This is a genomic window from Bradyrhizobium sp. CCBAU 21365 (genome assembly GCF_015291305.1).
Lineage (GTDB): Bacteria > Pseudomonadota > Alphaproteobacteria > Rhizobiales > Xanthobacteraceae > Bradyrhizobium > Bradyrhizobium elkanii.
On sequence record NZ_CP030036.1, the window covers coordinates 6,905,032 to 6,927,234 of the forward strand.

A 22,203-nucleotide genomic window follows, 5' to 3' on the forward strand; every position below is an offset into this window, starting at 1 on the left:
CCTCGCGGCGAGCGCAGGGTTGGAAAAGTCAAGGATGCGAATGGTTTCTGTCAGCTTCCGGATTTGCGCCTGGAAACGAAGTGCGGCGCTTGCGCGCCGCACTTCTTGTAGCGATTCCAGATTGTAGCGGTTCTAAACGATCGGGACGTCTCGGTCATGCGGTTGCGGACCGCGGCCGCAACCCCGCCGGCAGATGCGCGTCAATCCAGCCGGTGATCGCACGCTCGTTGCGATGGTAGAGCAGGCCTGCGGCGATCACGGCAATGCCGATCAGCGACAGCGAGAACGGAAACCACAGCGAGTCCTTGAACACGACGTCGGCGAGATGGCCGAGATAGAGGCAGATACCGAACGCGCCGAACACCGCATAGGCGCGTCGCGACAGGATCACGGCGATCGCGATCAGGCCGACATTGAGCAGGCAGTAGACCGCTTTGCCCAGTTCGGTCGCGCCTTCGGACGCGGTGATTCCGCCCCAGAACGCCATCAGGCCGAACAGATGCAGCCAGAACGCAAAGTCGCCGTTGCGACTGCGATAGTCCACGATCCACGCCACCGCGAGCACGGCCAGCCCGAACCAGATCGACACCCTGCGGCGCATCTCGAAATCGGCGTGAGCCATGCCGCTGAGCCACGGCGCCAGGTCCATCGACATGAACCACAGCGCGACCGAGATGATCGCAACGATGAACGCGAAGCGGTAGTAACGCAGCGCGACGATGCCGGCGGCGACGGTCGCAATCTCCATGAATATCCAACTGCCCTTCACCCAGACGTAGAAGTCCTGCACGGTTCCCGGCTTTCCGAACTTGCCCCACCAGCCAAGCTCGTCCTGGATGCCGTAGACCGCGAGCGGCGCCATCGAGACCGCGATCGCGATCAGCAGGCCGCCGGGAACCCGCAGATTCTTCCGGTGCCAAAGATGGTGTCCTGCGAAGGTGAAACCGGTGGCGTAGGCCATCGCACAGATCGTCAGCGCCCGGCCGCCCATCTGGGTGAAGGCCAGGGTCGAGAACAGGCCCATGGCGCCGATCACAATGAGCGCGCCGGCGTACCAGAGCACATGCGCTGCATCGAACTTGGCGGCAGGGCTGGCGTCACTGGCCGCCCCCTGCCCTGCGCTGCTCGCCAGGAAAGTGAGCAGCCGTTCCAGATCAGCCGAGCTGATCACCCCGGCATCGGCGGCTTCCCGGAGATCCTTCGCTGAATATGGCATGCGGCACTCCTCACGGCCGGTTCCGCGCCTGCTCCCGATCATCCGGGAGAAAGACGCTCTGTTCTCATGAGTATATCCAGAAATGAGCAACGTTCAATAATTTCTTGAGCGTCGCTCACAAAATTTTGCAAGCGAACTCAAGCCCGCCCCGCACCGAGGGGATCGCGGTCGCTGGCCGGACTTAGTCCGCCAGCGCCTTCATCTCCCTGTAGAGATCCGACTTGCCCTCGAAGCCGATGCCGGGAAGCTCGGGCATCACGATGTGGCCACCCTCGACGCGCACGCCGTCCGGGAAGCCGCCATAGGGCTGGAACAGGTCGGGGTAGCTCTCATTGCCGCCGAGGCCGAGGCCGGCCGCGATGTTCAGCGACATCTGGTGGCCGCCATGCGGGATGCAGCGGCTCGGCGACCAGCCGTGGGTCTTCAGCACCTCGAGCGTCCGCTGATACTCGCAGAGCCCGTAGGACAGCGCGCAATCGAATTGCAGCCAGTCGCGGTCCGGCCGCATGCCGCCGTAGCGGATCAGGTTCCGCGCATCCTGGTGGCTGAACAGGTTCTCGCCGGTCGCCATCGCACCCGGATAGAACTCGGCCAGCGCGGCCTGCAGCGCGTAGTCGAGCGGATCGCCGGCCTCCTCGTACCAGAACAGCGGGTACTCGCGCAGCATCTTGGCGTAGGCGATCGCGGTCTCCAGATCGAAGCGGCCGTTGGCATCGACCGCAAGCTGCGCCGCGCTGCCGATCTCCTTCAGCACCGCCTCGATCCGCTCGCGGTCCTCGGCGAGCGGCGCGCCGCCGATCTTCATCTTCACGACGTTGTAGCCGCGGTCGAGATAGCCGCGCATCTCCTTGCGCAGCGCGCCGAGATCCTTGCCAGGATAGTAATAGCCGCCGGCCGCATAGACGAAGACGCGCGGATTGGCTGATAGCCCGTGGCGCTCGGCGAGCAGCCGGAACAGCGGCTTGCCCGCGATCTTCGCCACCGCATCCCACACCGCCATGTCGATGGTGCCGACCGCGACCGAGCGCTCGCCATGGCCGCCCGGCTTCTCGTTCGACATCAGCGTCGACCAGACCTTGTCCGGATCGAGATTGCCGCCATCGGCATCGAGCAGCGATTTCGGATCGGCTTCCTTGAGGCGCGGCGCAAAGCGCTCGCGGATCAGACCGCCCTGCCCGTAGCGGCCGTTGGAATTGAAGCCGTAGCCGACCACCCGCTCGCCGTCGCGCACCACGTCGGTGACCACGGCCACCAGGCTCGAGGTCATCTTGGTGAAGTCGATATAGGCGTTGCGGATCGGCGAGGAGATCGGCTTGGTCACCTCGCGGACGTCGACGATACGGACGGACATGGTGTTTTGGTCCTTGATGTTCGTCATGGCCGGGCTTGTCCCGGCCATCCACGTCTTACTTCTGTTGTACCGTCAAGACGTGGATGCCCGGGACAAGCCCGGGCATGACGGTGTTTGATGCGTGAAGTGCGCCCGAGTCAGGACTTCGCCTTATCCCGGAAATACGGCTCGACCGGCCCGTGCACCTTGATGGTGAGCGGATTGCCGTAACGGTCCTTGGCGTTGCCCGCGGTGACGCGGACCCAGCCTTCGCTGATGCAGTACTCCTCGACATTGGTCTTCTCGGCACCCTTGAATCGGATGCCGACATCGCGGGCGAGAATATCCGCATTGTAGTACGGGCTGTTCGGATCGACCGAGAGGCGGTCGGGGAATTGGTCGTTGGTGTCGTTGTCGTCGCTCATAGCAGCGCCTCGATGTCCTTCCTCAATCCTTCGGGCCGGGCGGTCGGCGCATGCCGCGCAACGACCTTGCCGACGCGGTCGACCAGGAACTTGGTGAAGTTCCATTTGATCGCGGGCCCGAGCAGGCCCGACTTCTCACGTTTCAGGTGTTCGTACAATGGATGCGCACCTGAACCATTGACGTCGATCTTGGCGAACATCGGAAACGTCACCGCATAGTTGGTCTCGCAGAACGCGGCGATCTGCTTCGCATCGCCCGGCTCCTGCGCGCCGAACTGGTTGCAGGGAAAGCCGAGCACCGCAAAGCCGCGCACCGAGAGGCCGGCGTGCAGCTCCTGCAGGCCCTTGTATTGCGGCGTGAACCCGCAGGCGCTCGCGGTGTTCACGATCAGCAGCACCTGGCCCTCGAACCGCTGCAGCGGCACGTCGTCGCCGGCGAGCGACTTGGCGGTGAAATCGTAAACGGTCGCCATCTCAATTGACCGGATCGATCGGCGACGACGGCGTGCCGCCGGCCTCGACCGCCTCGCCGGCGGCAAGGCAGAGATCCTCACGGTAGCGTCCGGCCACCAGCTGCACGCCGACCGGGATCCGTCCCACGAGACCGGTGGAGACCACGAGCCCGGGAAGCCCCATGAACGGGATCGCGATCTGCGGCAGCTGCGCGTGCCACACCCGTGCGAACGACGCCTCGTCCTTGCGGTCGAGATGGTCGGGGAACGGCAGCTCGCCGGACACCGGCATCAGCAGCACCGGATATTTCTCGAAGAAGGCGAACCATTCGCGCGTCAAGGTCGCGCGGCGGGTCAATGCCTGCGACAGGTCGAACGGATGCACCCGGGCGCGGACGCCGCGCAGGCAGGCCAGCGCGCCGGGATCGCCCTCGCGTTCGGCGAAGGCGAGCTGGGCCTCATAGCCGTCGCCGAGCCAGAGCCGGGTCTGGATCTCGGCCGCCTCGCGCAAGGACGGCGTGTCGGCGATCTCCTCGACGATCCAGCCGGCCTTCTGCAATCGCTTGCCGGCGTCGGCCACCGCGGCGACCACTTCCGGCACCGGGTTGAGACCATCGGGATTGAGGCACATCGCAACGCGCTTCTCGCGCGGCGGACCCTCGAGCGGCACCGGCGCATACCAGGGGTCGCGATAGTCCGGCGCCGACATCGCCGCGAGCGAGATGCGCAGGTCGTTGACGGTGCGCGCCAGCGGGCCCGACACCGCGCTGATCTGCGGGCCGATCGGACGCTCCGGCAAAGCCGAATTGAAGGCCGGGATGCGACCCATGCTCGGCCGCAGGCCGTGCACGCCGCAGGCATAGGCCGGATAGCGGACCGAGCCGGCGATATCGGTGCCGTGAGCGATGTGGCCGATGCCGGCCGCGACCGCCGAGCCCGCGCCGCCGGACGAGCCGCCCGGCGTGATGCCGCCATCGCGCGGGTTCTTGGTGTCGCCGTGAATGAGGTTGGTGGTGAACCAGCGATAGGAGACCGCCGGACAATTGGTGCGGCCGAGCAACACCGCGCCGGCCTTGCGCAGATTGGCAACCACCGGATTGTCGACCTTGGCGATGACGTCGCGCTGCGCCTTCAGCCCGTTGGTGGTGGCGTAGCCCTCCTGGTCGACATTGACCTTGATGGTGACGGGCACGCCGGCGAGCGGCCCGACCGCTTCGCCGCGTGCTATGGCCGCATCGACCTTGGCGGCCTGCGCCAGCACGTCGTCCGGCCGGTGGTCAACCACCGCGTTAAGCTTCGGGTTGACCGCGTCGAGCCGGGCGAGCCCGGCCTCCGCCGCCTCCTTCGCCGACACCTTCTTCGATTTGATGAGGCTGGCGAGCTCGGCCGCCGACAGACGCCAAATATCCTGCATGTGCAACTCCGTGTGACGCTGCGTTTTAGCGCCGCGCGGAGAACATGACCAGCGGCCCGCCGCCCGATGTTTCAGCGGACATGCGCGATGTAATAGGCAAGGTCGCCGATCTGCTCCTTGGTGACCGTCTGCATCACGTCGGCCATGGTGGCGTCATAGCCGTGGCGGCTGTTGTCCTTGTATTCGGCCAGCGTCTTGGCGAGGTAGTCCTCGCGCTGGTTGGCGATGCGCGGGACGTTGTCCTTGCCGGAGAAATCGGTGTTGTGGCAGCTGTTGCAGCGGTTCTGCTGCGCCAGCGCCTGGCCACGCGCCATCCGCGCGGGACCGCCGGCGTCAGCTGGCGGCGTGGGCTTCGGCAAGGTCGCGATGAAATCCGAGAAGGCGCGCAAATCGTCGTCGGTCAGCGGCTTCGCCATCTCGTTCATCGGGTCGAACACCCGCAGCTTCTCGCGGAACATGAAGAGCTGGATCAGCGCATAGGGCGCCGTCTGGCCGCCGAGCGACGGCGTGTTCTCGGTCTCCGACGTGCCACGCTCGCCATGGCAGGCAAAGCACGCCGCGGCGCGCTCCTGGATGGTCTCGGCATTTGCGGAGAAGCTGAGAGCGGCGAGCGCCGCGACGAGTGCGAACTTACGCATCGGTCCATCCTTACATGTACTTCAAAAGAAAATCGGGGGCAGCGGACGCTGCCCCCGATCCGTGGCTGCAACTTACTGATTGGCGACCTTCGGCTTGCCGTAGCTGACGCGATAGACCGCGCCGTTCCAGTCGTCGGAGACCAGCAGCGAGCCGTCCTTCAGCAGCATGACGTCGACCGGGCGGCCGACATACTTGTTGTCCTCGAGGAAGCCGGTCAGGAACGGCTCCATCGACTTCACCGTGCCGTCCTTGTTCAGCCTGACGGCGACCACGTCACCACCCTGCTTCTGCGACTTGTTCCAGGAGCCGTGACGCGCGACGAAGATCACGTTCTTGTAGCTCTTCGGGAACATACTGCCGGTGTAGAAGCGCATGCCGAGCGAGGCGGTATGTGGGCCCATCAGGCCGACCGGCGCGGTGTAGTCCTTGCAGTTCTTGCCCCAGCCGAGCTCCTGATCGATGATGTTGCCCTGGTAGCAGTACGGCGCGCCGAAATCCTCGCCCGCCTTGGTGATGCGGTTGAGCTCGTCTTCCGGCACCGTCTCCGACAGCCAGTCGCGGCCGTTGTCGGTGAAGTACATCTGCTTGTTCTCGGGATTCCAGTCGAAGCCGACCGTGTTGCGCACGCCGAGCGCGTAGACCTCGGCGCCGGAGCCATCGAGATTCATGCGACGGATCTGGCCGTGGTCGGCGTCATGCAGCACGTTGTTGCCGGGCTGTCCGACCGGAACATAAAGCTTGTTGTCGGGACCGATGGCGATGAACTTCCAGCCATGCGCCTCGTCCTTCGGCAGCTTGTCGTAGATGACGGTGGGCTTCGGCGGGTTGTCGAGATTGTCCTCGATCTTGTCGATCTTGGAGACCTTCGAGAGCTCGGCGATGTAGAGCGTGCCGTCCTTGAAGGCGACGCCGTTCGGACGATAGAGGCCGGAGGCGATCACCTTGACCGAGCGCTTGCCGTCCTTGTTGACGATCGCATAGACCTTGTCGACGAGCCGGCTGCCGACGAACACCGTGCCCTTGTCGCCGAGCGCCAGCGAGCGCGCATTGGCCATGCCGGCCGCATAGACCTCGACATTGAAGCCAGCCGGCGCCTTGAGCTTGGCGAGCGGCAGCTTGTCGGTCGCGGACGGCAGCGGCGGCGGCGCCACCGGCGCGAGCTTGGCGGCGGCCTCATTGTCCGGACGCCCGATCAAGGGCGAGCCCGGCGGCAGCGGCTGGGCGGCGGGGGTGGCACCTGGCGCCGGCGCGGCCGGCTGCTGCGCCGCAGCAGAGAGCGTGAACGCCCCGAGCATGGCCCCCGCGAGCAGCAGGCTGCGCGGTGCGAACGAATGTTTTTTCATGAAGATCTCCCCTGGGTGGAAGCCGTTGTTGATTGCGCCATTGATGTCGCGCGGCGCCGTTCGGCTTTCCGTTCATAGTCTTGTGAATTTGTCCGGACAATTGCAATCGGAAACATGCTGGCATCGGCCAACGCACGGTTGTGACCACACGGGCGGGCCAGCCCGCGTCAGTGCCTTGTCATCGAGCGGTCCGGGCGGTCGAGGATCGCCTCCGTGAATGGAAACTCCAGCACGATCTCGCCCTCGTCGTCGGTCACCTCGATCACGGCGCTGAGCAGCGCGCCGTCGGCGCCCTCGGTCTTGAGCAGTTCGCGAATCATCGCGCGCGCCATCTCCCACGCGCGATCGGGATCCCGCAGGATTTCGCCGTCGGGATCGGAGATCAGCTCGTCGCCGATACGGGTGTTGAAGAAATAGCGTGGCATCGGCTGAACTCGGCTCGGTTAGTCGCCTCCCGTCACGGGGAGGCACCAGGATCGTCACAGGACCTTCGGAGGACCACAGGGCCCTGTCTACTTATTCCAAGATCACCATTCACCGTGTGGCGAACAACAGGAAAAAGGTCTGATGCCACGGGCTTTTGACGGGAAACGCGCGCACAAATTTGTGAGTGGGCAGAACTTGCCTGCCGCAGTGCAGCATGCCCTTCGAGGCGGCACCTTACAGAAAATTTAACTGGCGAACTTTTCCAACCACAGTACTTTACTCTGCAGGGCGGAAAGTTCGTCCGGTTGCAACAAGGAGAGCCAAATGGCCTGGAAAGCACCGAAGATCGTGGAAGTGTCGGTCGGCATGGAAATCAACATGTATATGTGCGCAACCCGCAAGTAAGCGGCAGCGCCCCATACACGTTTAGCGTTTTAGCGCAGGTGGACATCCGGGCGTAACGCGCTCCCGAGAGAGGGAGTGTGTTTCAAATCCGGGGTCCACCTCGTAACGTTTTTGGGTCCACAAACTTCTCCAGGGCCAAGCTTCTCCAGGGGACGGATTATGCTTCGTGTCGTCGTCCTGGGTGCCGCGGCGGGTGGCGGCGTTCCGCAGTGGAACTGCGGCTGTGCCGTCTGCAGGACGGCGCGAAGCGGCCACCCCGAACTGCAGAGCACGCAAGCCTCGATCGCCGTCAGCGGCGACGGCGTGCACTGGTTCCTGGTCAATGCGTCCCCGGATCTGCGCCAGCAGTTGATTGCCACGTCGCAGTTGCATCCGAAGCACGGCGCACTGCGCCATAGCCCGATCGCGGGCGTCATCCTCACCAATGGCGAGATCGACGCGGTCGCCGGGCTGTTGTCGATGCGTGAGGGCTCGCCGTTCACGATCTACGCGCATGAGCGGGTGCTTGCGATCCTGCGCTCCAACAGCATCTTCAACGTGCTCAGCGACAAGAACGTCGACCGCCGGCCGATCGCGGTCGACCAGGCCTTCGAACCGGCCCTGCCCGACGGATCGCCGTCCGGGCTTGAGGTGCTGCCGTTCGAGGTTCCCGGCAAGGGCGCGTGGTACCTCGAGGGCAAGGCGCATCCGGCGGGCGCCGACGGCGTCGGCGATACGCTCGGCCTGCGTATTGCGGACAGGCGCAGCGGCAAATATTTCTATTTCCTGGCCGCCTGCGCACGGGTGACCGACGATCTGAAAGTGCGGCTCAAGGGCGCCCCGCTGGTGTTTTTCGACGGCACGGTGTGGCGCGATGACGAACTGATCGCGGCGGGCCTTGGCAACAAGACCGGCCAGGGCATGGGACATATCGCGATGTCGGGCGATCAGGGTGCGATCGCCAGCCTCGCCGGGCTCGACATCGGACGAAAAGTGTTTTTGCATATCAACAACTCCAACCCGGCGCTGCTTGGGACCTCGGCCGAACGCAAGGCGGCCGAACAGGCGGGTTGGCAGATTCCCGCCGACGGAACGGAGATCGTGCTGTGAATGTCGTGCCTACCACCGGAATGACCGCGCTCTCGATCGGCAAGGGCATCACGCTCGACAGTGCCGAGGAGATGGAGGCGACGCTGCGCACGATCGGTGCCACGCGCTATCACAGCCTGCACCCGTTCCACCGCCTGCTGCACGGCGGCAAGCTCAACAAGGGCCAGGTCCAGGCCTGGGCGCTGAACCGCTACTACTACCAGAGCACGATCCCTCTGAAGGACGCGATGGTGATGACACGCTTCCGCGACCGCATGACGCGGGTCGAGTGGCGACACCGCATCGAGGACCATGACGGCGATCTCGGCAGTGAGGGCGGCATCGAGCGCTGGCTGAAGCTGACCGAGGGCCTCGGCCTCGACACGGCCTATGTTGAATCCACCGAAGGCATCCTGCCGGCGACGCGCTTTGCCGTGGAAGCGTATGTGCATTTCTGCCGCGACCGCACGCCGCTGGAGGCGATCGCCTCCTCGCTCACCGAATTGTTCGCGCCGAACCTGCACGAGGAGCGCATCTCCGGGATGCTGAAGCACTACGACTTCGTCAACCCCGACATCATGAGCTATTTCAGCCGCCGCCTGACCCAGGCGCCGCGCGACGCCGGCTTCGCGCTCGACTACGTCAAGCAGCACGCCAGGACGGCCGCCGAGCGCGAGGCAGTCTGCAACGCGCTGATCTTCAAAACCAACGTGCTGTGGGTGCAGCTCGACGCGCTCTATCACGCCTATGTCGACGGCCAGATTCCGCCCGGCGCCTTCGTGCCGAAGACAGGCTAGGGACAAGATCATGGCCAGCCGCAACATCAGCGTCAGCGAGACCAGCCGGCCGAAACTGCCGCGCCATACCAAGCTGAAATTCGACGAGACGCGGCAGGTCTGGGTGATCCTGGCACCGGAGCGCGTGCTGGCGCCGGATGACATCGCGGTCGAGGTGCTGCAGCTCTGCGACGGCGTGCGCAGCGTCGCCGCAATGGTGGACCAGCTTGCGGAGAAATATGCCGCCCCGCGCGAGGCGATCGCAACCGACGTGATCGCCATGTTGCAGGATCTGGCCGACAAGGGCTTTCTGACCGAAGCGCGCGAGAGCACAGCATGAGTGACACGCTCGCCGACAACAAGACGACGACAGCAGGCCCAACCGACGGGCTCGCGGTGCTCGAGCAAACGCGCTCGGCGGCCGAGACCTACGGCATCCCGCTCGCGGTGCTTCTCGAGATCACCCACCGCTGCCCGCTGCAATGTCCCTATTGCTCCAACCCGGTCGAGCTCGACCGCGGCTCGACCGAGCTCACCACCGAGGAATGGAAGAAGGTGCTGAGCGAGCTCGCCGAGCTCGGCGTGTTGCAGGTCCATTTCTCCGGCGGCGAGCCGACCGCGCGCAAGGACATCGTCGAGCTGGTGCAGCGCGCGTCCGATGTCGGGCTGTATTCCAACCTGATCACCTCGGCGGTGCTGCTGACGAAAGACAAGCTTTCGGCGCTGGCCGACGCCGGCCTCAGCCATGTGCAGATCAGCTTCCAGGGTAATGAGCCCGTTGTGGCGGACCGCGTCGCAGGTCTGAAGGATGCGCACCGGAAGAAGCTCGAAGTCGCGAAATGGACGCGCGAGCTCGACATGCCGCTCACGGTGAATGCGGTGATGCACCGGCAGAACCTGCATCAGCTGCCCGACATCATCCAGATGGCGGTCGACCTCGACGCCGACCGGCTCGAGGTCGCCAACGTGCAGTATTACGGCTGGGCGTTGAAGAACCGCGCCGCGCTGATGCCGACGATCGAGCAGATCGAGGAGACCAGCCGCATCGTCGAGGAAGCCCAGGTGCGCCTGAAGGGCACGCTCGCGATCGACTATGTTGTTCCCGACTACTACGCGCTGCGGCCGAAGAAATGCATGGGCGGCTGGGGCCGCCAGTTCTTCAACATCTCGCCGGCCGGCAAGGTGCTGCCGTGCCACGCCGCCGAAAGCATCACCGGGCTCGAATTCGAATCGGTGCGCTCGAACCATTCGATCGCCTGGATCTGGCAGAACTCCGAGGCCTTCAACCGCTATCGCGGCACCGGCTGGATGCCGGAGCCGTGCAAGAGCTGCGAATTCCGCGAGGTCGATTACGGCGGCTGCCGCTGCCAGGCCTTTGCGCTGACCGGCGATGCCGGCAACACCGACCCGGCCTGCGCGCTGTCGCCGCGACACGAGGAGATCTTCAAGCAGGCCGAGCGGGAATCCGCCGGCACGCAGAACCGCTTCCTGTATCGTAACTTCGCCGGCGGCACGCTGGAGACGGACGAACCCCGGAGCGAATCCCAGGACAAGCGCAATGGCGCCTGACGCCGATGTCGGCAAGGTCGCGAGGCGTGCCGATCCCTTTGCGCCGCTGACGTCGGAATGGCTCGACGTCGGCGATGGCCACGATCTCCATGTCGAGAGCGTCGGGCGCGAGGGCGGCATCCCCGCGGTCTATCTGCATGGCGGCCCCGGCAGCGGCTGCCAGCCCGATCATCGCCGGCTGTTCGATCCCGAGCGCTTTCACGCCGTGCTGTTCGACCAGCGCGGCTGCGGCCGCAGCCGGCCGAAGGGCAGCCGCGACAACAACACGACGCAGCACCTGATCGCGGACATGGAGAAAGTCCGCGAGCGGTTCGGCTTCGCGCGCTGGATGGTGGTCGGCGGCTCCTGGGGCGCGACGCTGGCGCTGGCCTATGCGCAGGCCCATCCCGAGCGGGTCAGCGGGCTGGTGCTGCGCGCGACGTTTCTCGGCACCGCGGAGGAGCTGGACGACGTTTTCCTGCGCGCCTTGCCACGCTTCTATCCCGCCCTCTCCGAGGACTTCCTCAACTTCCTGCCCGAGAGCGAGCGTGCAGCGCCGCTTGCGGCCTATTATCGCCGCATCCTCGATCCCGACGCCGCCGTGCATGCGCCGGCCGCGCGGGCCTGGCACGACACCGAACGCGCGTTGTCGGAGCACACGCCGAAGCAGACGCGGCTCGACCTCAAAGCTTCAGGCGCCCTGCCCTCGACGCCGTTCATGGAGGCGCATTACTTCGCCAACAATTGCTTCATGCGGCCGCGTCAATTGATGGACGAAGCCGGCAAGCTCGCCGGCATTCCCGGCATCCTGGTGCAGGGCCGCTACGATCTGTTGTGCCCGCCCGCGACATCGCACGCGCTCGCTGCGCGCTGGCCGGGCAGCGAGGTCCGCATCATCGATGGCGCGGGCCACATCCTCTACGACCCCGGCATCCGCAACGCCGTGATGAAGGCGATCGCCGACCTCGCGGCCAAGCGCTAAGGCCTGATTGTGAGATTGGGGTGAATCGGCTTGCCGCGATTTCGATCCACCTCTCCCCACCGGGGAGAGGTCGGATTGCGAAGCAATCCGGGTGAGGGCTCTTGTTCTCTCGATAGACCGTAACCCCTCTCCCGATTTGCTGCGCAAATCGACCTCTCCCAAGGGAGAGGTGAACCTTCGATGCCGCTCCAGCTCAACCTGATCTCATCGCGCTTTAGACCGCCGCGGAACACCCTCGACATCAGGAGCCGGTGAAGAACTCGACCGGCTCCCTTGCTTCCCTCAATGTTTGCACTTGCCCGGAGGACAAGCCGGCGCTGCCCGTGGCGCGGGCGCGGGCCTTGGCGGCGCCGCCATTCGCGGCGGCGGTGCTGCGCGTTGCACCTGCATCGCCGGCCGTGGCGGCGGCGCAACGTGCGGAGCCGGTGCCGGTGCAGGACGCGGCGCGATGGCGGCGGCGCGCGGCGGCGGAGCAACCGGCCGCGGCGGCGGAGCTGCGGCCCGCACCGGCGGGGCTGCCGCATGCGCCGGCGCGGGTCGGGAGACCGGCGGCGGCGACACCGCGGCGCGGGCGGGTGCCGGGCGCGCGGCCGGCGTCGGCCGTGTCGACATCGCGCGGTTCGCCGGTGACGGTACCGCCGAGGGCTTCACGTTTGCGGTCGGAGCGGTCGCGGCATGCGGGAGCGGTTGCGCGCCCGGCTTGCCGGCGGCCGCGGGTGAGGCGGGCGCGTTTGTCGCCGGGGCGGCACCGGGCTTGGCCGGAGGAGCAGGCTGCGCATTGGCAGGCGCCATGGCAGTCGCCGGCTTGCCCGGCACCACCGTATTCGGCTTTGCCCCAGGTTGCGCGGCGCCGGGTTGTGCGGCTCCCGGCGGCACAGCGCCATGCTGCATGGCATTGGCCGGTGCGGTCGCCGACTGCGGCAGCGGCGGTCCATTTTTCGCGCCCGGCAGGGTATGGGCACCCGGTGTGCCCGGCGCGCCCATCGCATTCGGAGCGGCGGCAGCATTCGGAGTGGCAGCAGCGTTCGGTGCCGCGGCCGCGTTTGGTGCGGCGCGTGGAGCTCCCATCGCCGCACCTTGCGCGGGCGTCACGCCTTGCGGAGCGCCCGGCAGGTTGGCGCGCTGCATCGCCGCAGCCGGCAGTCGCGGTGCCGCCGTCACCGGCGCGCCGCCCATCGCCGCTGTCACCCCGGCCGCATGGAGCTGCGCCGGCGTCGGGTTGGGGTTGTTGATGACCGTGTTGATGACGGTGGTGTTGTGGATGTTGTTGAACACGATGTTGTTCTGCGGCGGCACGACATAGGCCGGTGCGGCGACATAGGCCGGCATCGCCACGAACATCGGCGTCGGCAGCACGTACAGGCCGATCGGCGGCGGCGGTGGCGGCAGCACGACGAAGTCCGGCGGCGGCGGCGGCAGGAAGACCACCGGCGGCGGCGGGGGCGGCGCGAAGTCGAACACCGGATCGCTGTAGTACAGCACCGGACGGTCGACATAGACGACCTCGTCGGGCGGCGGCGGCGGCACGTCATAGTCGAGCACCGTGAACTGCGGCGGCGGCTCGAGCGCGGCCGACAGATAGGCCAGCCGGCGCCGGGCGTCGTATGCATGCGGCCCGCGCGGATAACGCCGCAGGTACGACCAATACGCATCAGGCGTGTCGGCATTGTAGGTGCGCCGCCAGGTGATCGCCTCGCGCCGGGCCGCCACGATCGCGCGCACGCGCCTCGCCAGCGGATCGTTCGGATAGGCCTGCAGGTAATCCTCGTAGCCCTGCAGCGTGTCGCGCTCCAGCGCCGCGGCGTAGGCATCCTGCGCCGAGAAATCGCGGATCGGCTTGGTGCGCAGCCCGGCATCGACCTGCTGCGGCGGCGCGTCCGGCTTGCGCTCGAAGAACATGAAGGGCGCGTCGACCTTGTGCGCATCCCACGGGATCTCGGCGCCCTTGGTCATCTCGTTGACGCGCAAGCGGACGCGGTCGAACACCTCGGGCAAGGTCAGGCCGCCGGTGCGGATCATTTCCGCCAGCGCTTGCGCATAAGGCCCGTAAGGCGGCGCACCGTCAGGGGCGACGGTGCCGGGCGCCGAGTTGAAGGCGATCAACAGCTTCGGATCGGGATCGACCAGCGCAAGACCGCCGGCCAGCGGCTGGCCTTCCTTGGCGAAGGGATTGCTGCGCGCCGCATCGAGCACGATCACGCCGGCCTTGATCGGCAGCGCCGAGAGCTGATGGCTGTAGTCGGAGATGCGGATCGCCTCGACCGGCACGTCGGTGTCGCGGGCAATCTTGGCGTCCACAGGCACGAAGTAGTTCTCGCCGGTGAGCTGCACGCCGTAGCCGGCGAGATAGACGAAGGCGACGGCATTGGGCCCCGCCTCCTGCACCTTCTGGATGAAATCGCGGAACGATTTGCGCAGCGTTTCGCCGTCGAGGTCGCGTGCGCCGATCACGTCGAAGCCGGCGGCCTGCAAGGTCTGCGCGATCAGGCCGGCATCGTTCGCGGCGGTCTGCAACGCGCCGGCCTCATAGGCGCCGTTGCCGATGACGAGTGCGAGGCGCTTCTCCTGATCCTGCGCATGCACAGGAAGCGAGGCGAGCGACACCAGACCGACGATCAATGCCCACAGAATGCGTGCCATGGTGGTCGTCCCTTTTCTTCTCAAGAGTTGGCGAAACGAATGAAATGCTACCTCTGTGAACCGGTGCTGAACAGGCTTGCAGCAATTGTGGCAATCCTTGGTCTACGGTGCCGGGAACCGGCTTCCCTGGTCCGCGCGATCAGGCGATATTGCGCGGATAAAACAGGCAAAAAAGGAGCACTCGATGCCGATCGCCGGACAAGGCATGCTGCTGACCTCGATGGATATCGACAGCTTGCACGAAGCTGAATTCAATCGCTGGTACGACCGTGAGCATCTCGAGGAACGGGTCGCCATCGACGGCTTCCTGGAAGCCCGCCGCTACGTCGCCCATGACGGCAAGCCGAAATATCTCAGCCTCTACTCGACCGCGACCTTCGATGTGCTCGAGAGCCCGGCCTATCGCAAGGCGCTCGCCAACCAGACCGACTGGTCGAAGGCCAATATCGCGCGCTTTCAGAACATGATCCGCGGAGTCGCGCGGATCACGATCAGCCGCGGCGTCGGCAGGGGCGCAGCGCTCGGCATCATCCGCCTGCGCCCGCCTGCCGAAGGCGCGGACAAGCTTCGCGCTGCATTGCGGGAGCAACTCGATCCAGCGTCGCGCGACGGCATCATCTCGATGCACCTCCTGGAGAACGACGCTGACCTGTCGAAACCGCTCACGCCGGATGCGCAGAAACCCGATCCCGGCGCCGGCGACTGGTTCGTGCTGATCGACGCCACCGACGTCAGCGTAGTCCCCAACGCCGCTGCAGGCATCACCGGTAACGCAGCCCTGAAGCCGCTCGTGGTCAGCAGCGGCGTCTACAGGCTGTTGTGGGATATCGCGAAGAGCGACCTTCCGCGCCCATAAAGCATGATCCGGAAACGTGCGAAGCGGTTTCCCGAAAACATATTCTCAAGCAAGCGTGGCGTGCAGATCATGCTGCACCGCCACATAACGCAATCGAGATTAACGCTACACGCGCATCAGCCGCGCGAAAGCTGATGATCGGACAATTTAGCCTTTGCCTTCTCTGGAACGGCTCTAATAAGATAAGCCTATGATCCAATTCAAAAACCAGAACAACGCCACGTGAGCGTTCGTCGTCAACGATAAGGCCGCGCGGGTCTGGCATTTTCGCGCGGGTCAAAGGTAGGAATGAAACCGACTGATATCTCGGCGCCGGATTACTTTCATAAAGTAGTCGATTGCCAATGGGCCTGTCCCGCACACACCCCTGTTCCCGAGTACATCCGGTTGATTGCTGAGGGGCGTTACAGCGACGCCTACATGATCAATTGGAAGTCCAACGTGTTCCCCGGCATTCTCGGGCGCACCTGCGACCGTCCATGCGAGCCGGCATGCCGCCGCGGCCGTGTCGAGGACAATCCGGTCGCGATCTGCCGCCTGAAGCGTGTCGCCGCGGACTTCAAGGACGACATCAAGCATCGCCTGCCGAAGCCCGGGCCGAAGAACGGCAAGCGCATCGCGCTGGTCGGCGGCGGCCCTGCCTCGCTCACCGTGGCGCGCGATCTCGCGCCGCTCGGCTATCACTGCACCGTGTTCGACGGCGATCCCAAGGCCGGCGGCATGATGCGCAGCCAGATTCCGAAATTCCGCCTGCCCGACAGCGTGATCGACGAGGAGACCGACTACATCCTGGGTCTCGGTGTCGAGTTCAGGGGCGGCCAGCGCGTCGACAGCCTGAAGCAGCTGCTCGCCGAGAACTATGACGCGATCTTTGTCGGCAGCGGCGCGCCGCGCGGCCGCGAGCTCGACATCCCCGGCCGCAAGGAGGCCGCCGCCAACATCCATATCGGCATCGAGTGGCTGGCCAACGTGTCGTTCGGCCACGTCGACAAGATCGGCCGCCGCGTCATCGTGCTCGGCGGCGGCAACACCGCGATGGATTGCTGCCGCACCGCGCGCCGCCTCGGCGGCGAAAGCGTCAAGGTTATCGTCCGCTCCGGCTTCGAGGAAATGAAGGCCTCGCCGTGGGAGAAGGAAGACGCGCTTCACGAGGACATCCCGATCCTCAACTACATGGTGCCGGTGGCATTCAAGCATGTGGCCGGCAAGCTGATCGGCGTCACCTTCCAGAAGGTGAAGGCGGAGTACGACGCCAAGGGCCGCCGCAATCTCGTGCCCTCGGGCGAGCCTGACGAGACCGTGCCCTGCGACGATGTGCTCGTTGCGGTCGGCCAGGAGAACGCGTTCCCCTGGATCGAAGCCGATTGCGGCATCGAATTCGACAAGTGGCACATGCCGAAGGTCGATCCCAAGACGTTCGTCTCGACCAATCCGAAGGTGTTCTTCGGCGGCGATGCGGCGTTCGGGCCGAAGAACATCATCTGGGCGGTGGCGCATGGCCACGACGCCGCGCTCTCCATCCACCGCATGCTGTCCGGTGAGGACATCAACGAGCGCCCGCTGCCCGAGGTGCACGTCTCCTCGCAGAAGATGGGCATCCACGAGTGGAGCTACGACAACGACATCTCCGCCGACAAGCGCTTCAAGGTGCCGCATCGCGACAAGGTGGTCGCGCTGAAGGACATCCGCGCCGAGGTCGAGCTCGGTTACGACCTCAAGCTCGCGCTCGGCGAGGCGCAGCGCTGCCTGAATTGCGACGTGCAGACGGTGTTTTCCGCGCCGCTCTGCATCGAATGCGACGCCTGCGTCGACATCTGTCCGATGGACTGCATCAGCTTCACCGAGAACGGCGAGGAGGATGATTTGCGGCAGCGGCTGAAAGCGCCCTCGCCGCATCACGACCAGGCGCTCTATGTCTCCGGCGACCTCAAGACCGGCCGCGTCATGGTGAAGGACGAAGACGTCTGCCTGCATTGCGGGCTGTGTGCCGAGCGCTGCCCGACCGGCGCCTGGGACATGCAGAAGTACCTCATCGATATGGTTCAAGCGGGATCCACATGCCAGTCCAAAGCCCGATCAGCAGCGTAAACGACTTCGTCGTCCGCTTCGCCAACGTCAACGGTTCGGGCTCGGCCTCCGCCAACGAACTGTTCGCGCGCTCGATCCTGCGCCACGGCGTGCCGGTCTCGCCACGCAACATCTTCCCGTCCAACATCCAGGGCCTGCCGACCTGGTATGAGGTGCGCGTCACCGAGGACGGCCATCTCGGCGCCCGCGGCGGCGTCGACTTGATGGTGGCGATGAACCCGCAGACCTGGGACAAGGACGTCGCCTCGATCGAGCCCGGCGGCTATCTGTTCTACGATTCGACCAAGCCGATGCCATCGTCGAAATTCCGCGAGGACATCACCGTCATCGGCGTGCCGCTGACCGCGATCACCAACTCGACCTACACCGATCCCAGGCAGCGCCAGCTGTTCAAGAACATCATCTATCTCGGCGCGCTCTGCGCCCTGCTCGACCTCGATCCCAAGCTGGTCGAGCAGCTGATCGGCGAGCAGTACAAGGGCAAGGAGAAGCTGCTCTCCTCCAACGTCCATGCGCTGCATCTCGGCCGCGACTGGGCGCTGCAGAACCTGAAATGCCCGCTCGGGCTGCGGGTGAAAAAGTCCGACAAGGTCGGCGACCGCATCTTCGTCGAAGGCAACAGCGCGGCCGCGCTCGGCGCCGTCTATGGCGGCGCCACCGTATGCGCCTGGTATCCGATCACCCCGTCATCGTCGGTGGCGGAAGCCTTCACCAGCCACTGCAAGAAGTATCGCCACGATCCCGAGACCGGCAAGGCGAAGTACGCCATCGTGCAGGGCGAGGACGAACTCGCCTCGATCGGCATCGTGATCGGCGCCTCCTGGAACGGCGCACGGGCCTTCACCGCGACCTCGGGTCCCGGCATCTCGCTGATGACCGAGTTCATCGGCCTGTCCTATTTCGCCGAGATCCCGGCCGTGATCATGAACATCCAGCGCGCCGGCCCCTCGACGGGCATGCCGACCCGCACCCAGCAATGCGACGTGATCGCCTGCGCCTATGCCTCGCACGGCGATACCAAGCACGTGCTGCTGTTCCCGGAGGATCCGGCGGAGGCGTTCGAGTTCGCCGCAGCCGCCTTCGACCTCGCCGAGCGGCTGCAGACCACGATCTTCCTGATGCTCGATCTCGACATCGGCATGAACCACCGGCTGTGCCGCCCGCTGAAGTGGGACGACGCCAAGCAATACGACCGCGGCAAGGTGATGACGGCGGAGATGCTCGAGGAAGGCCGCGACTTCGGCCGTTATCTCGACGTCGACGGCGACGGCATCCCCTATCGCACCTATCCCGGCACGCATCCGACCAAGGGCTCCTACTTCACCCGCGGCACCTCGCGCGACCGCTACGCGCGCTATTCCGAGGAAGGCGCGGTCTACGCCGACAACATGCAGCGCCTGGTGCGCAAGTTCGAGACCGCCCAGGACATGGTGCCGCGGCCGCTGCAGGCCAATGCGGCGAAGCCGACCAAATACGGCGTGATCTATTTCGGATCGACCTCGCCCGCGATGGACGAGGCGATCGGGATCCTGGAGGCGCGCGGCCACCAGCTCGACCGCATGCGCATCCGCGCCTTCCCGTTTCACTCCAGCGTCGCGAGCTTCATCGCCGACCACGACTTCGTCTACGTGGTCGAGCAGAACCGCGACGCGCAGCTTCGCCAGCTGATCGTCAACGAGAACGGCATCGACCCCGTCAGGCTGGTGCCGATCCTGCACTATGACGGCACGCCGATCACCGCGCGCTTCATCGCAGGCGCGATCGGCGACCACCAGGATCATCTCAAGGTGACCCCTCTCCGCAAGGCCGTGACATGATCGATCAGTTGACCTCTCCGGCGTCATGCCCGGCCTTAGCCGTCCGAAGGACGGCGTCGCTTCCGCTCGCCTATGGCCGGGCATCCACGACTTCCTTTCTCCTGGCCAAGACGTGGATGGCCGGGACAAGCCCGGCCATGACGTCGTCGGGATCGCAGGTGCAGTCATGACCTACATTGCAAAGCCGAAGTTTCATCATCCCGGCCTGAAGAAGAACGAGCTGGGCTATACCCACCGCGACTACGAGGGGAAGATCTCGACCCTGTGCGCCGGCTGCGGCCACGATTCGATCACCGCCTCGATCATCGAGGCCTGTTACGAGCTCTCGATCGAGCCGCACCGGGTGGCGAAGATTTCCGGGATCGGCTGCTCGTCGAAGACGCCGGACTACTTCCTCGGCAATTCGCACGGCTTCAACTCGGTGCACGGCCGCATGCCGTCGGTGCTGACCGGCGCCAACCTCGCCAACCGCGACCTGATCTATCTCGGCGTCTCCGGCGACGGCGATTCCGCCTCGATCGGCTTCGGCCAGTTCGCGCATTCGATCCGGCGCGCCGTCAACATGACCTATATCGTCGAGAACAACGGCGTCTACGGCCTGACCAAGGGCCAGTTCTCGGCCACCGCCGACCGTGGATCGAAGTCGAAAAAGGGCGTTACCAACACCGACAATGCGATCGACCTGGTCGCGATCGCGCTGCAGCTCGGTGCCACCTTCGTGGCGCGCAGCTTCTCCGGCGACAAGACCCAGCTGGTGCCGCTGATCGCCGCCGCGATCCGCCACAAGGGGGCGTCCTTCATCGACGTGATCAGCCCCTGCATCGCCTTCAACAACCACGCCGGCTCGACCAAGAGTTTTGACTATGTCCGCGAGCACAATGACGCGGTGAACCGCCTCGACGTGCTGGTCGGCCGCGATCCGATCAGCGTCGACTATGCGCCGGGCAGCGTGCAGGTGGTCGAGCAGCATGACGGCTCTCGGCTCGCGCTGCGCAAGCTCGACGCCGACTACGATCCGCACGATCGGCTCGGCGCGATGACCTTCCTGCAGAAGCATGCAGCCAAGGGCCAGATCGTCACCGGGCTGCTTTACGTCGATCCCGAAGCCGAGGATCTGCACACCCATCTCGACACCGTCGAGACGCCGCTCAACACGCTGGACGAACAGGCGCTCTGCCCGGGTTCAGCCGTGCTGGACAAGATCAACGCGAGCCTGCGCTGAGCACTCATTCTCGCCGTCACAATGACGTGGCGAGGACATGCAACAAACTCTATGTCGTCCCTGCGAAAGCAGGGACCCATAACCACCGATGCAGATTGTCTAACTACGCTGGGACGACGAGTCCCGTTCACAAAAGAAGGCGCGGCGGCGGATGGGTCCCTGCTCCCATGCGCAATTGCGCACTAGGCAGGGACCACAGCGGAGTTGGTGACCGCTACTTGTCGCTCAAGACGTCGCCGAACAGCGCCCAGGACTTGCCGTCGAACCGCGCCATCTGGATTTGGCGGATCGGCGTCACATTGTCGGGCTCGGTCTGCACCTTGATGCCGGGCAACAGCATCGGCAGCTCGAGCGCCTTCAGATTGGTCGCCTGCTTGATGATGTTGTCGCGGCTGTAGTCGCCGTTGCAGTTCTTCAGCACCGCCGCCATCACCTGCGCCACCGTATAGCCCTGCACGTTGAAGAGGTCGCCCGGGCTCGCATTCGGCTGGTACTTCTTCATCCAGGCCGCAAACTCCTTCTGCGCGGGATCGTCGGCCCAGCGCGGATCGGTCGGATCCTTCAGATAGAGCCCGGTCACGACGCCGATCACGTTCTCGAGGCCGGCCGGTTCAAGCACCGCAGAGACGGAATTGGAGACGGTCGGCAGGATGGTCAGCGGCTTCCAGCCCATGCTCGCCGCCTTGCGCAGCGCCTGCGCCGCGAATTTCGGCGTCGCCTCGGCGAAGAACACGTCCGCGCCGGACTCGCGCATCGTCACCATCTGGGAATCGATGGTAGGATCGGTCGTGAGATACGTGGTCTCCGCGACGATCTGGCCGACATGCTCGCCGAGCCCGTCCTTGAAACCCCTGAGATAGTCCTTGCCGGCGTCCTCGTTCGGCGTAATGACGGCGATCTTCGCATCCGGCTTGGTCTTCAGGATGTATCTTGCGTAGAGCCGGCCTTCGAGCTCGTAGGTCGGATTGAAACCGACCGTCCACGGGAACTGCTTTGGATCGTTCCAGCGCGTCGCGCCGGAGGACACGAACAGCTGCGGCACGCGCTTGATGTTGAGGTACTTCTGCACCGAGATGTTCGGCGCGGTGCCGACCGCGCTGAAGACCGCGAGCACCTCGTCCTGCTCGACGAGCTTGCGGGTCTGCTCGACGGTCTTCGACGGCGAATAGGCGTCGTCGAGGCTCTCGAAATCGATCTTGCGGCCGTTGATGCCGCCGTGATCGTTGAGCATCTGGAAATACGCGGCTTCGGCGCGCGCGATCGTGCCGTAGGCCGACGCCGGGCCGCTATAGGGCGCGGTGTTTCCTATCTTGATTGCGGTGCCGGCTGCAACGGACGGCGAGATCGAGGAGGCCGTCAGCGCGGTGAAGGCGAGAAAGCCCGCCAGGCGGGAGCGAGTTGACAAGAGCGTATCCTTTTCTTGGTTTTCTTGACGCGGCGCACATTATCCATCGCGTCCGCGCAGGCAATCACCAAGAACGTCTTGCGAGATTTCCGCATGCCGGCAGTCGCGTTCGCGCATAGAACGCCATGCGCTTTCAGAGTCGGAATGTTGC

20 protein-coding genes are annotated in these 22,203 nt (G+C 65.2%); 10 read left to right on the forward strand and 10 right to left on the reverse strand.

The genetic code is table 11. The features are described from left to right. Positions 1-154: 154 nt before the first annotated feature. The 8 genes from XI02_RS32565 to XI02_RS32600 all read right to left on the reverse strand — a co-directional run bounded on the left by XI02_RS32565 (position 155) and on the right by XI02_RS32600 (position 7,244). The gene (locus XI02_RS32565) at positions 155-1,216 is read right to left on the reverse strand and encodes a hypothetical protein (protein ID WP_172647370.1); all 1,062 of its coding nucleotides are present in this window, start codon (positions 1,214-1,216) and stop codon (positions 155-157) included. Between the two features lie 181 nt (positions 1,217-1,397). Continuing rightward, entirely contained in the window at positions 1,398-2,567 is a 1,170-nt protein-coding gene (locus XI02_RS32570; RefSeq protein WP_172647369.1) for a mandelate racemase/muconate lactonizing enzyme family protein, read from the reverse strand. A gap of 137 nt (positions 2,568-2,704) precedes the next feature. Beyond that, complete coding sequence (locus XI02_RS32575; RefSeq protein WP_016848389.1) at positions 2,705-2,971, reverse strand: DUF3297 family protein; 267 nt, start codon at positions 2,969-2,971, stop codon at positions 2,705-2,707. Then, the gene (locus XI02_RS32580) at positions 2,968-3,444 is read right to left on the reverse strand and encodes a glutathione peroxidase (protein ID WP_172647368.1); all 477 of its coding nucleotides are present in this window, start codon (positions 3,442-3,444) and stop codon (positions 2,968-2,970) included. Before XI02_RS32580 ends, XI02_RS32575 begins: the two co-directional genes overlap by 4 nt. A 1-nt stretch (position 3,445) precedes the next feature. Then, on the reverse strand, positions 3,446-4,837 hold the full coding sequence (locus tag XI02_RS32585) for an amidase family protein (protein WP_172647367.1): 1,392 nt from the start codon (positions 4,835-4,837) through the stop codon (positions 3,446-3,448). Between the two features lie 71 nt (positions 4,838-4,908). Further along, positions 4,909-5,475 carry a c-type cytochrome gene (locus XI02_RS32590; RefSeq protein ID WP_172647366.1) on the reverse strand — a complete coding sequence of 189 codons (567 nt, stop codon included), beginning with the start codon at positions 5,473-5,475 and terminating at the stop codon, positions 4,909-4,911. A 72-nt stretch (positions 5,476-5,547) separates the two neighbouring features. Continuing rightward, complete coding sequence (locus XI02_RS32595; RefSeq protein WP_172647365.1) at positions 5,548-6,819, reverse strand: sorbosone dehydrogenase family protein; 1,272 nt, start codon at positions 6,817-6,819, stop codon at positions 5,548-5,550. Positions 6,820-6,986: 167 nt separating this feature from the next. Further along, positions 6,987-7,244, reverse strand: coding sequence for a hypothetical protein (locus XI02_RS32600; RefSeq protein ID WP_016839844.1), 258 nt, complete (start codon positions 7,242-7,244; stop codon positions 6,987-6,989). A 325-nt stretch (positions 7,245-7,569) separates the two neighbouring features. Here XI02_RS32600 and pqqA point away from each other — a divergent pair, with 325 nt between their 5' ends. The 6 genes from pqqA (at position 7,570) to pip (ending at position 12,024) form a co-directional block, all read left to right on the forward strand. Continuing rightward, the gene (pqqA, locus tag XI02_RS32605; RefSeq protein ID WP_035635412.1) at positions 7,570-7,650 is read left to right on the forward strand and encodes a pyrroloquinoline quinone precursor peptide PqqA; all 81 of its coding nucleotides are present in this window, start codon (positions 7,570-7,572) and stop codon (positions 7,648-7,650) included. A 159-nt stretch (positions 7,651-7,809) separates the two neighbouring features. Continuing rightward, a complete protein-coding gene (pqqB, locus tag XI02_RS32610) occupies positions 7,810-8,739 on the forward strand; it encodes a pyrroloquinoline quinone biosynthesis protein PqqB (RefSeq protein ID WP_172647364.1) in 930 nt (309 codons plus the stop codon). Positions 8,740-8,759: 20 nt separating this feature from the next. Further along, positions 8,760-9,515 carry a pyrroloquinoline-quinone synthase PqqC gene (gene pqqC, locus XI02_RS32615; protein ID WP_172649110.1) on the forward strand — a complete coding sequence of 252 codons (756 nt, stop codon included), beginning with the start codon at positions 8,760-8,762 and terminating at the stop codon, positions 9,513-9,515. Positions 9,516-9,525: 10 nt separating this feature from the next. Then, positions 9,526-9,834: a pyrroloquinoline quinone biosynthesis peptide chaperone PqqD gene (gene pqqD / locus XI02_RS32620; RefSeq protein WP_016839838.1), complete on the forward strand. Its 309-nt coding sequence runs from the start codon at positions 9,526-9,528 to the stop codon at positions 9,832-9,834. Then, entirely contained in the window at positions 9,831-11,063 is a 1,233-nt protein-coding gene (gene pqqE / locus XI02_RS32625; RefSeq protein WP_018273077.1) for a pyrroloquinoline quinone biosynthesis protein PqqE, read from the forward strand. Before pqqD ends, pqqE begins: the two co-directional genes overlap by 4 nt. Then, entirely contained in the window at positions 11,053-12,024 is a 972-nt protein-coding gene (gene pip / locus XI02_RS32630) for a prolyl aminopeptidase (RefSeq protein WP_069278074.1), read from the forward strand. The genes pqqE and pip overlap by 11 nt, the downstream gene beginning before the upstream one ends. A gap of 282 nt (positions 12,025-12,306) precedes the next feature. Here the strand turns inward: pip and XI02_RS32635 are convergent, their stop codons facing one another. Beyond that, positions 12,307-14,664 carry a caspase family protein gene (locus XI02_RS32635; RefSeq protein WP_172647363.1) on the reverse strand — a complete coding sequence of 786 codons (2,358 nt, stop codon included), beginning with the start codon at positions 14,662-14,664 and terminating at the stop codon, positions 12,307-12,309. Positions 14,665-14,848: 184 nt separating this feature from the next. Here XI02_RS32635 and XI02_RS32640 point away from each other — a divergent pair, with 184 nt between their 5' ends. From XI02_RS32640 to XI02_RS32655, 4 genes are all read left to right on the forward strand, one after another. Continuing rightward, positions 14,849-15,520: a DUF4286 family protein gene (locus XI02_RS32640; RefSeq protein ID WP_172647362.1), complete on the forward strand. Its 672-nt coding sequence runs from the start codon at positions 14,849-14,851 to the stop codon at positions 15,518-15,520. A 288-nt stretch (positions 15,521-15,808) separates the two neighbouring features. Further along, positions 15,809-17,608: an FAD-dependent oxidoreductase gene (locus XI02_RS32645; protein WP_026193164.1), complete on the forward strand. Its 1,800-nt coding sequence runs from the start codon at positions 15,809-15,811 to the stop codon at positions 17,606-17,608. Then, positions 17,578-19,425, forward strand: coding sequence for a 2-oxoacid:acceptor oxidoreductase subunit alpha (locus XI02_RS32650; protein WP_016844042.1), 1,848 nt, complete (start codon positions 17,578-17,580; stop codon positions 19,423-19,425). Before XI02_RS32645 ends, XI02_RS32650 begins: the two co-directional genes overlap by 31 nt. Positions 19,426-19,591: 166 nt before the next feature. Beyond that, positions 19,592-20,647 (forward strand): 2-oxoacid:ferredoxin oxidoreductase subunit beta, encoded by a 1,056-nt coding sequence (locus XI02_RS32655; RefSeq protein WP_016844043.1) that lies wholly within the window; start codon positions 19,592-19,594, stop codon positions 20,645-20,647. 214 nt (positions 20,648-20,861) lie between these two features. Here XI02_RS32655 and XI02_RS32660 read toward each other — a convergent pair whose 3' ends face one another. Further along, on the reverse strand, positions 20,862-22,052 hold the full coding sequence (locus XI02_RS32660) for an ABC transporter substrate-binding protein (RefSeq protein WP_172647361.1): 1,191 nt from the start codon (positions 22,050-22,052) through the stop codon (positions 20,862-20,864). Between the last annotated feature and the right edge of the window lie 151 nt (positions 22,053-22,203).

Bases quoted from the DNA above. Each gene is read 5' to 3' on its own strand.
- XI02_RS32580 (WP_172647368.1), bottom strand. From the start codon at position 3,444: ATGGCGACCGTTTACGATTTCACCGCCAAGTCGCTCGCCGGCGACGAC.
- XI02_RS32565 (WP_172647370.1), bottom strand. From the start codon at position 1,216: ATGCCATATTCAGCGAAGGATCTCCGGGAAGCCGCCGATGCCGGGGTG.
- XI02_RS32640 (WP_172647362.1), top strand. From the start codon at position 14,849: ATGCCGATCGCCGGACAAGGCATGCTGCTGACCTCGATGGATATCGAC.
- XI02_RS32655 (WP_016844043.1), top strand. From the start codon at position 19,592: ATGACCTACATTGCAAAGCCGAAGTTTCATCATCCCGGCCTGAAGAAG.
- pqqD (WP_016839838.1), top strand. From the start codon at position 9,526: ATGGCCAGCCGCAACATCAGCGTCAGCGAGACCAGCCGGCCGAAACTG.
- pqqB (WP_172647364.1), top strand. From the start codon at position 7,810: ATGCTTCGTGTCGTCGTCCTGGGTGCCGCGGCGGGTGGCGGCGTTCCG.
- pqqC (WP_172649110.1), top strand. From the start codon at position 8,760: ATGACCGCGCTCTCGATCGGCAAGGGCATCACGCTCGACAGTGCCGAG.
- XI02_RS32570 (WP_172647369.1), bottom strand. From the start codon at position 2,567: ATGTCCGTCCGTATCGTCGACGTCCGCGAGGTGACCAAGCCGATCTCC.
- XI02_RS32595 (WP_172647365.1), bottom strand. From the start codon at position 6,819: ATGAAAAAACATTCGTTCGCACCGCGCAGCCTGCTGCTCGCGGGGGCC.
- XI02_RS32650 (WP_016844042.1), top strand. From the start codon at position 17,578: ATGCCAGTCCAAAGCCCGATCAGCAGCGTAAACGACTTCGTCGTCCGC.
- XI02_RS32645 (WP_026193164.1), top strand. From the start codon at position 15,809: ATGAAACCGACTGATATCTCGGCGCCGGATTACTTTCATAAAGTAGTC.
- pqqA (WP_035635412.1), top strand. From the start codon at position 7,570: ATGGCCTGGAAAGCACCGAAGATCGTGGAAGTGTCGGTCGGCATGGAA.
- XI02_RS32585 (WP_172647367.1), bottom strand. From the start codon at position 4,837: ATGCAGGATATTTGGCGTCTGTCGGCGGCCGAGCTCGCCAGCCTCATC.
- XI02_RS32575 (WP_016848389.1), bottom strand. From the start codon at position 2,971: ATGAGCGACGACAACGACACCAACGACCAATTCCCCGACCGCCTCTCG.
- XI02_RS32635 (WP_172647363.1), bottom strand. From the start codon at position 14,664: ATGGCACGCATTCTGTGGGCATTGATCGTCGGTCTGGTGTCGCTCGCC.
- XI02_RS32590 (WP_172647366.1), bottom strand. From the start codon at position 5,475: ATGCGTAAGTTCGCACTCGTCGCGGCGCTCGCCGCTCTCAGCTTCTCC.
- XI02_RS32600 (WP_016839844.1), bottom strand. From the start codon at position 7,244: ATGCCACGCTATTTCTTCAACACCCGTATCGGCGACGAGCTGATCTCC.
- pqqE (WP_018273077.1), top strand. From the start codon at position 9,831: ATGAGTGACACGCTCGCCGACAACAAGACGACGACAGCAGGCCCAACC.
- pip (WP_069278074.1), top strand. From the start codon at position 11,053: ATGGCGCCTGACGCCGATGTCGGCAAGGTCGCGAGGCGTGCCGATCCC.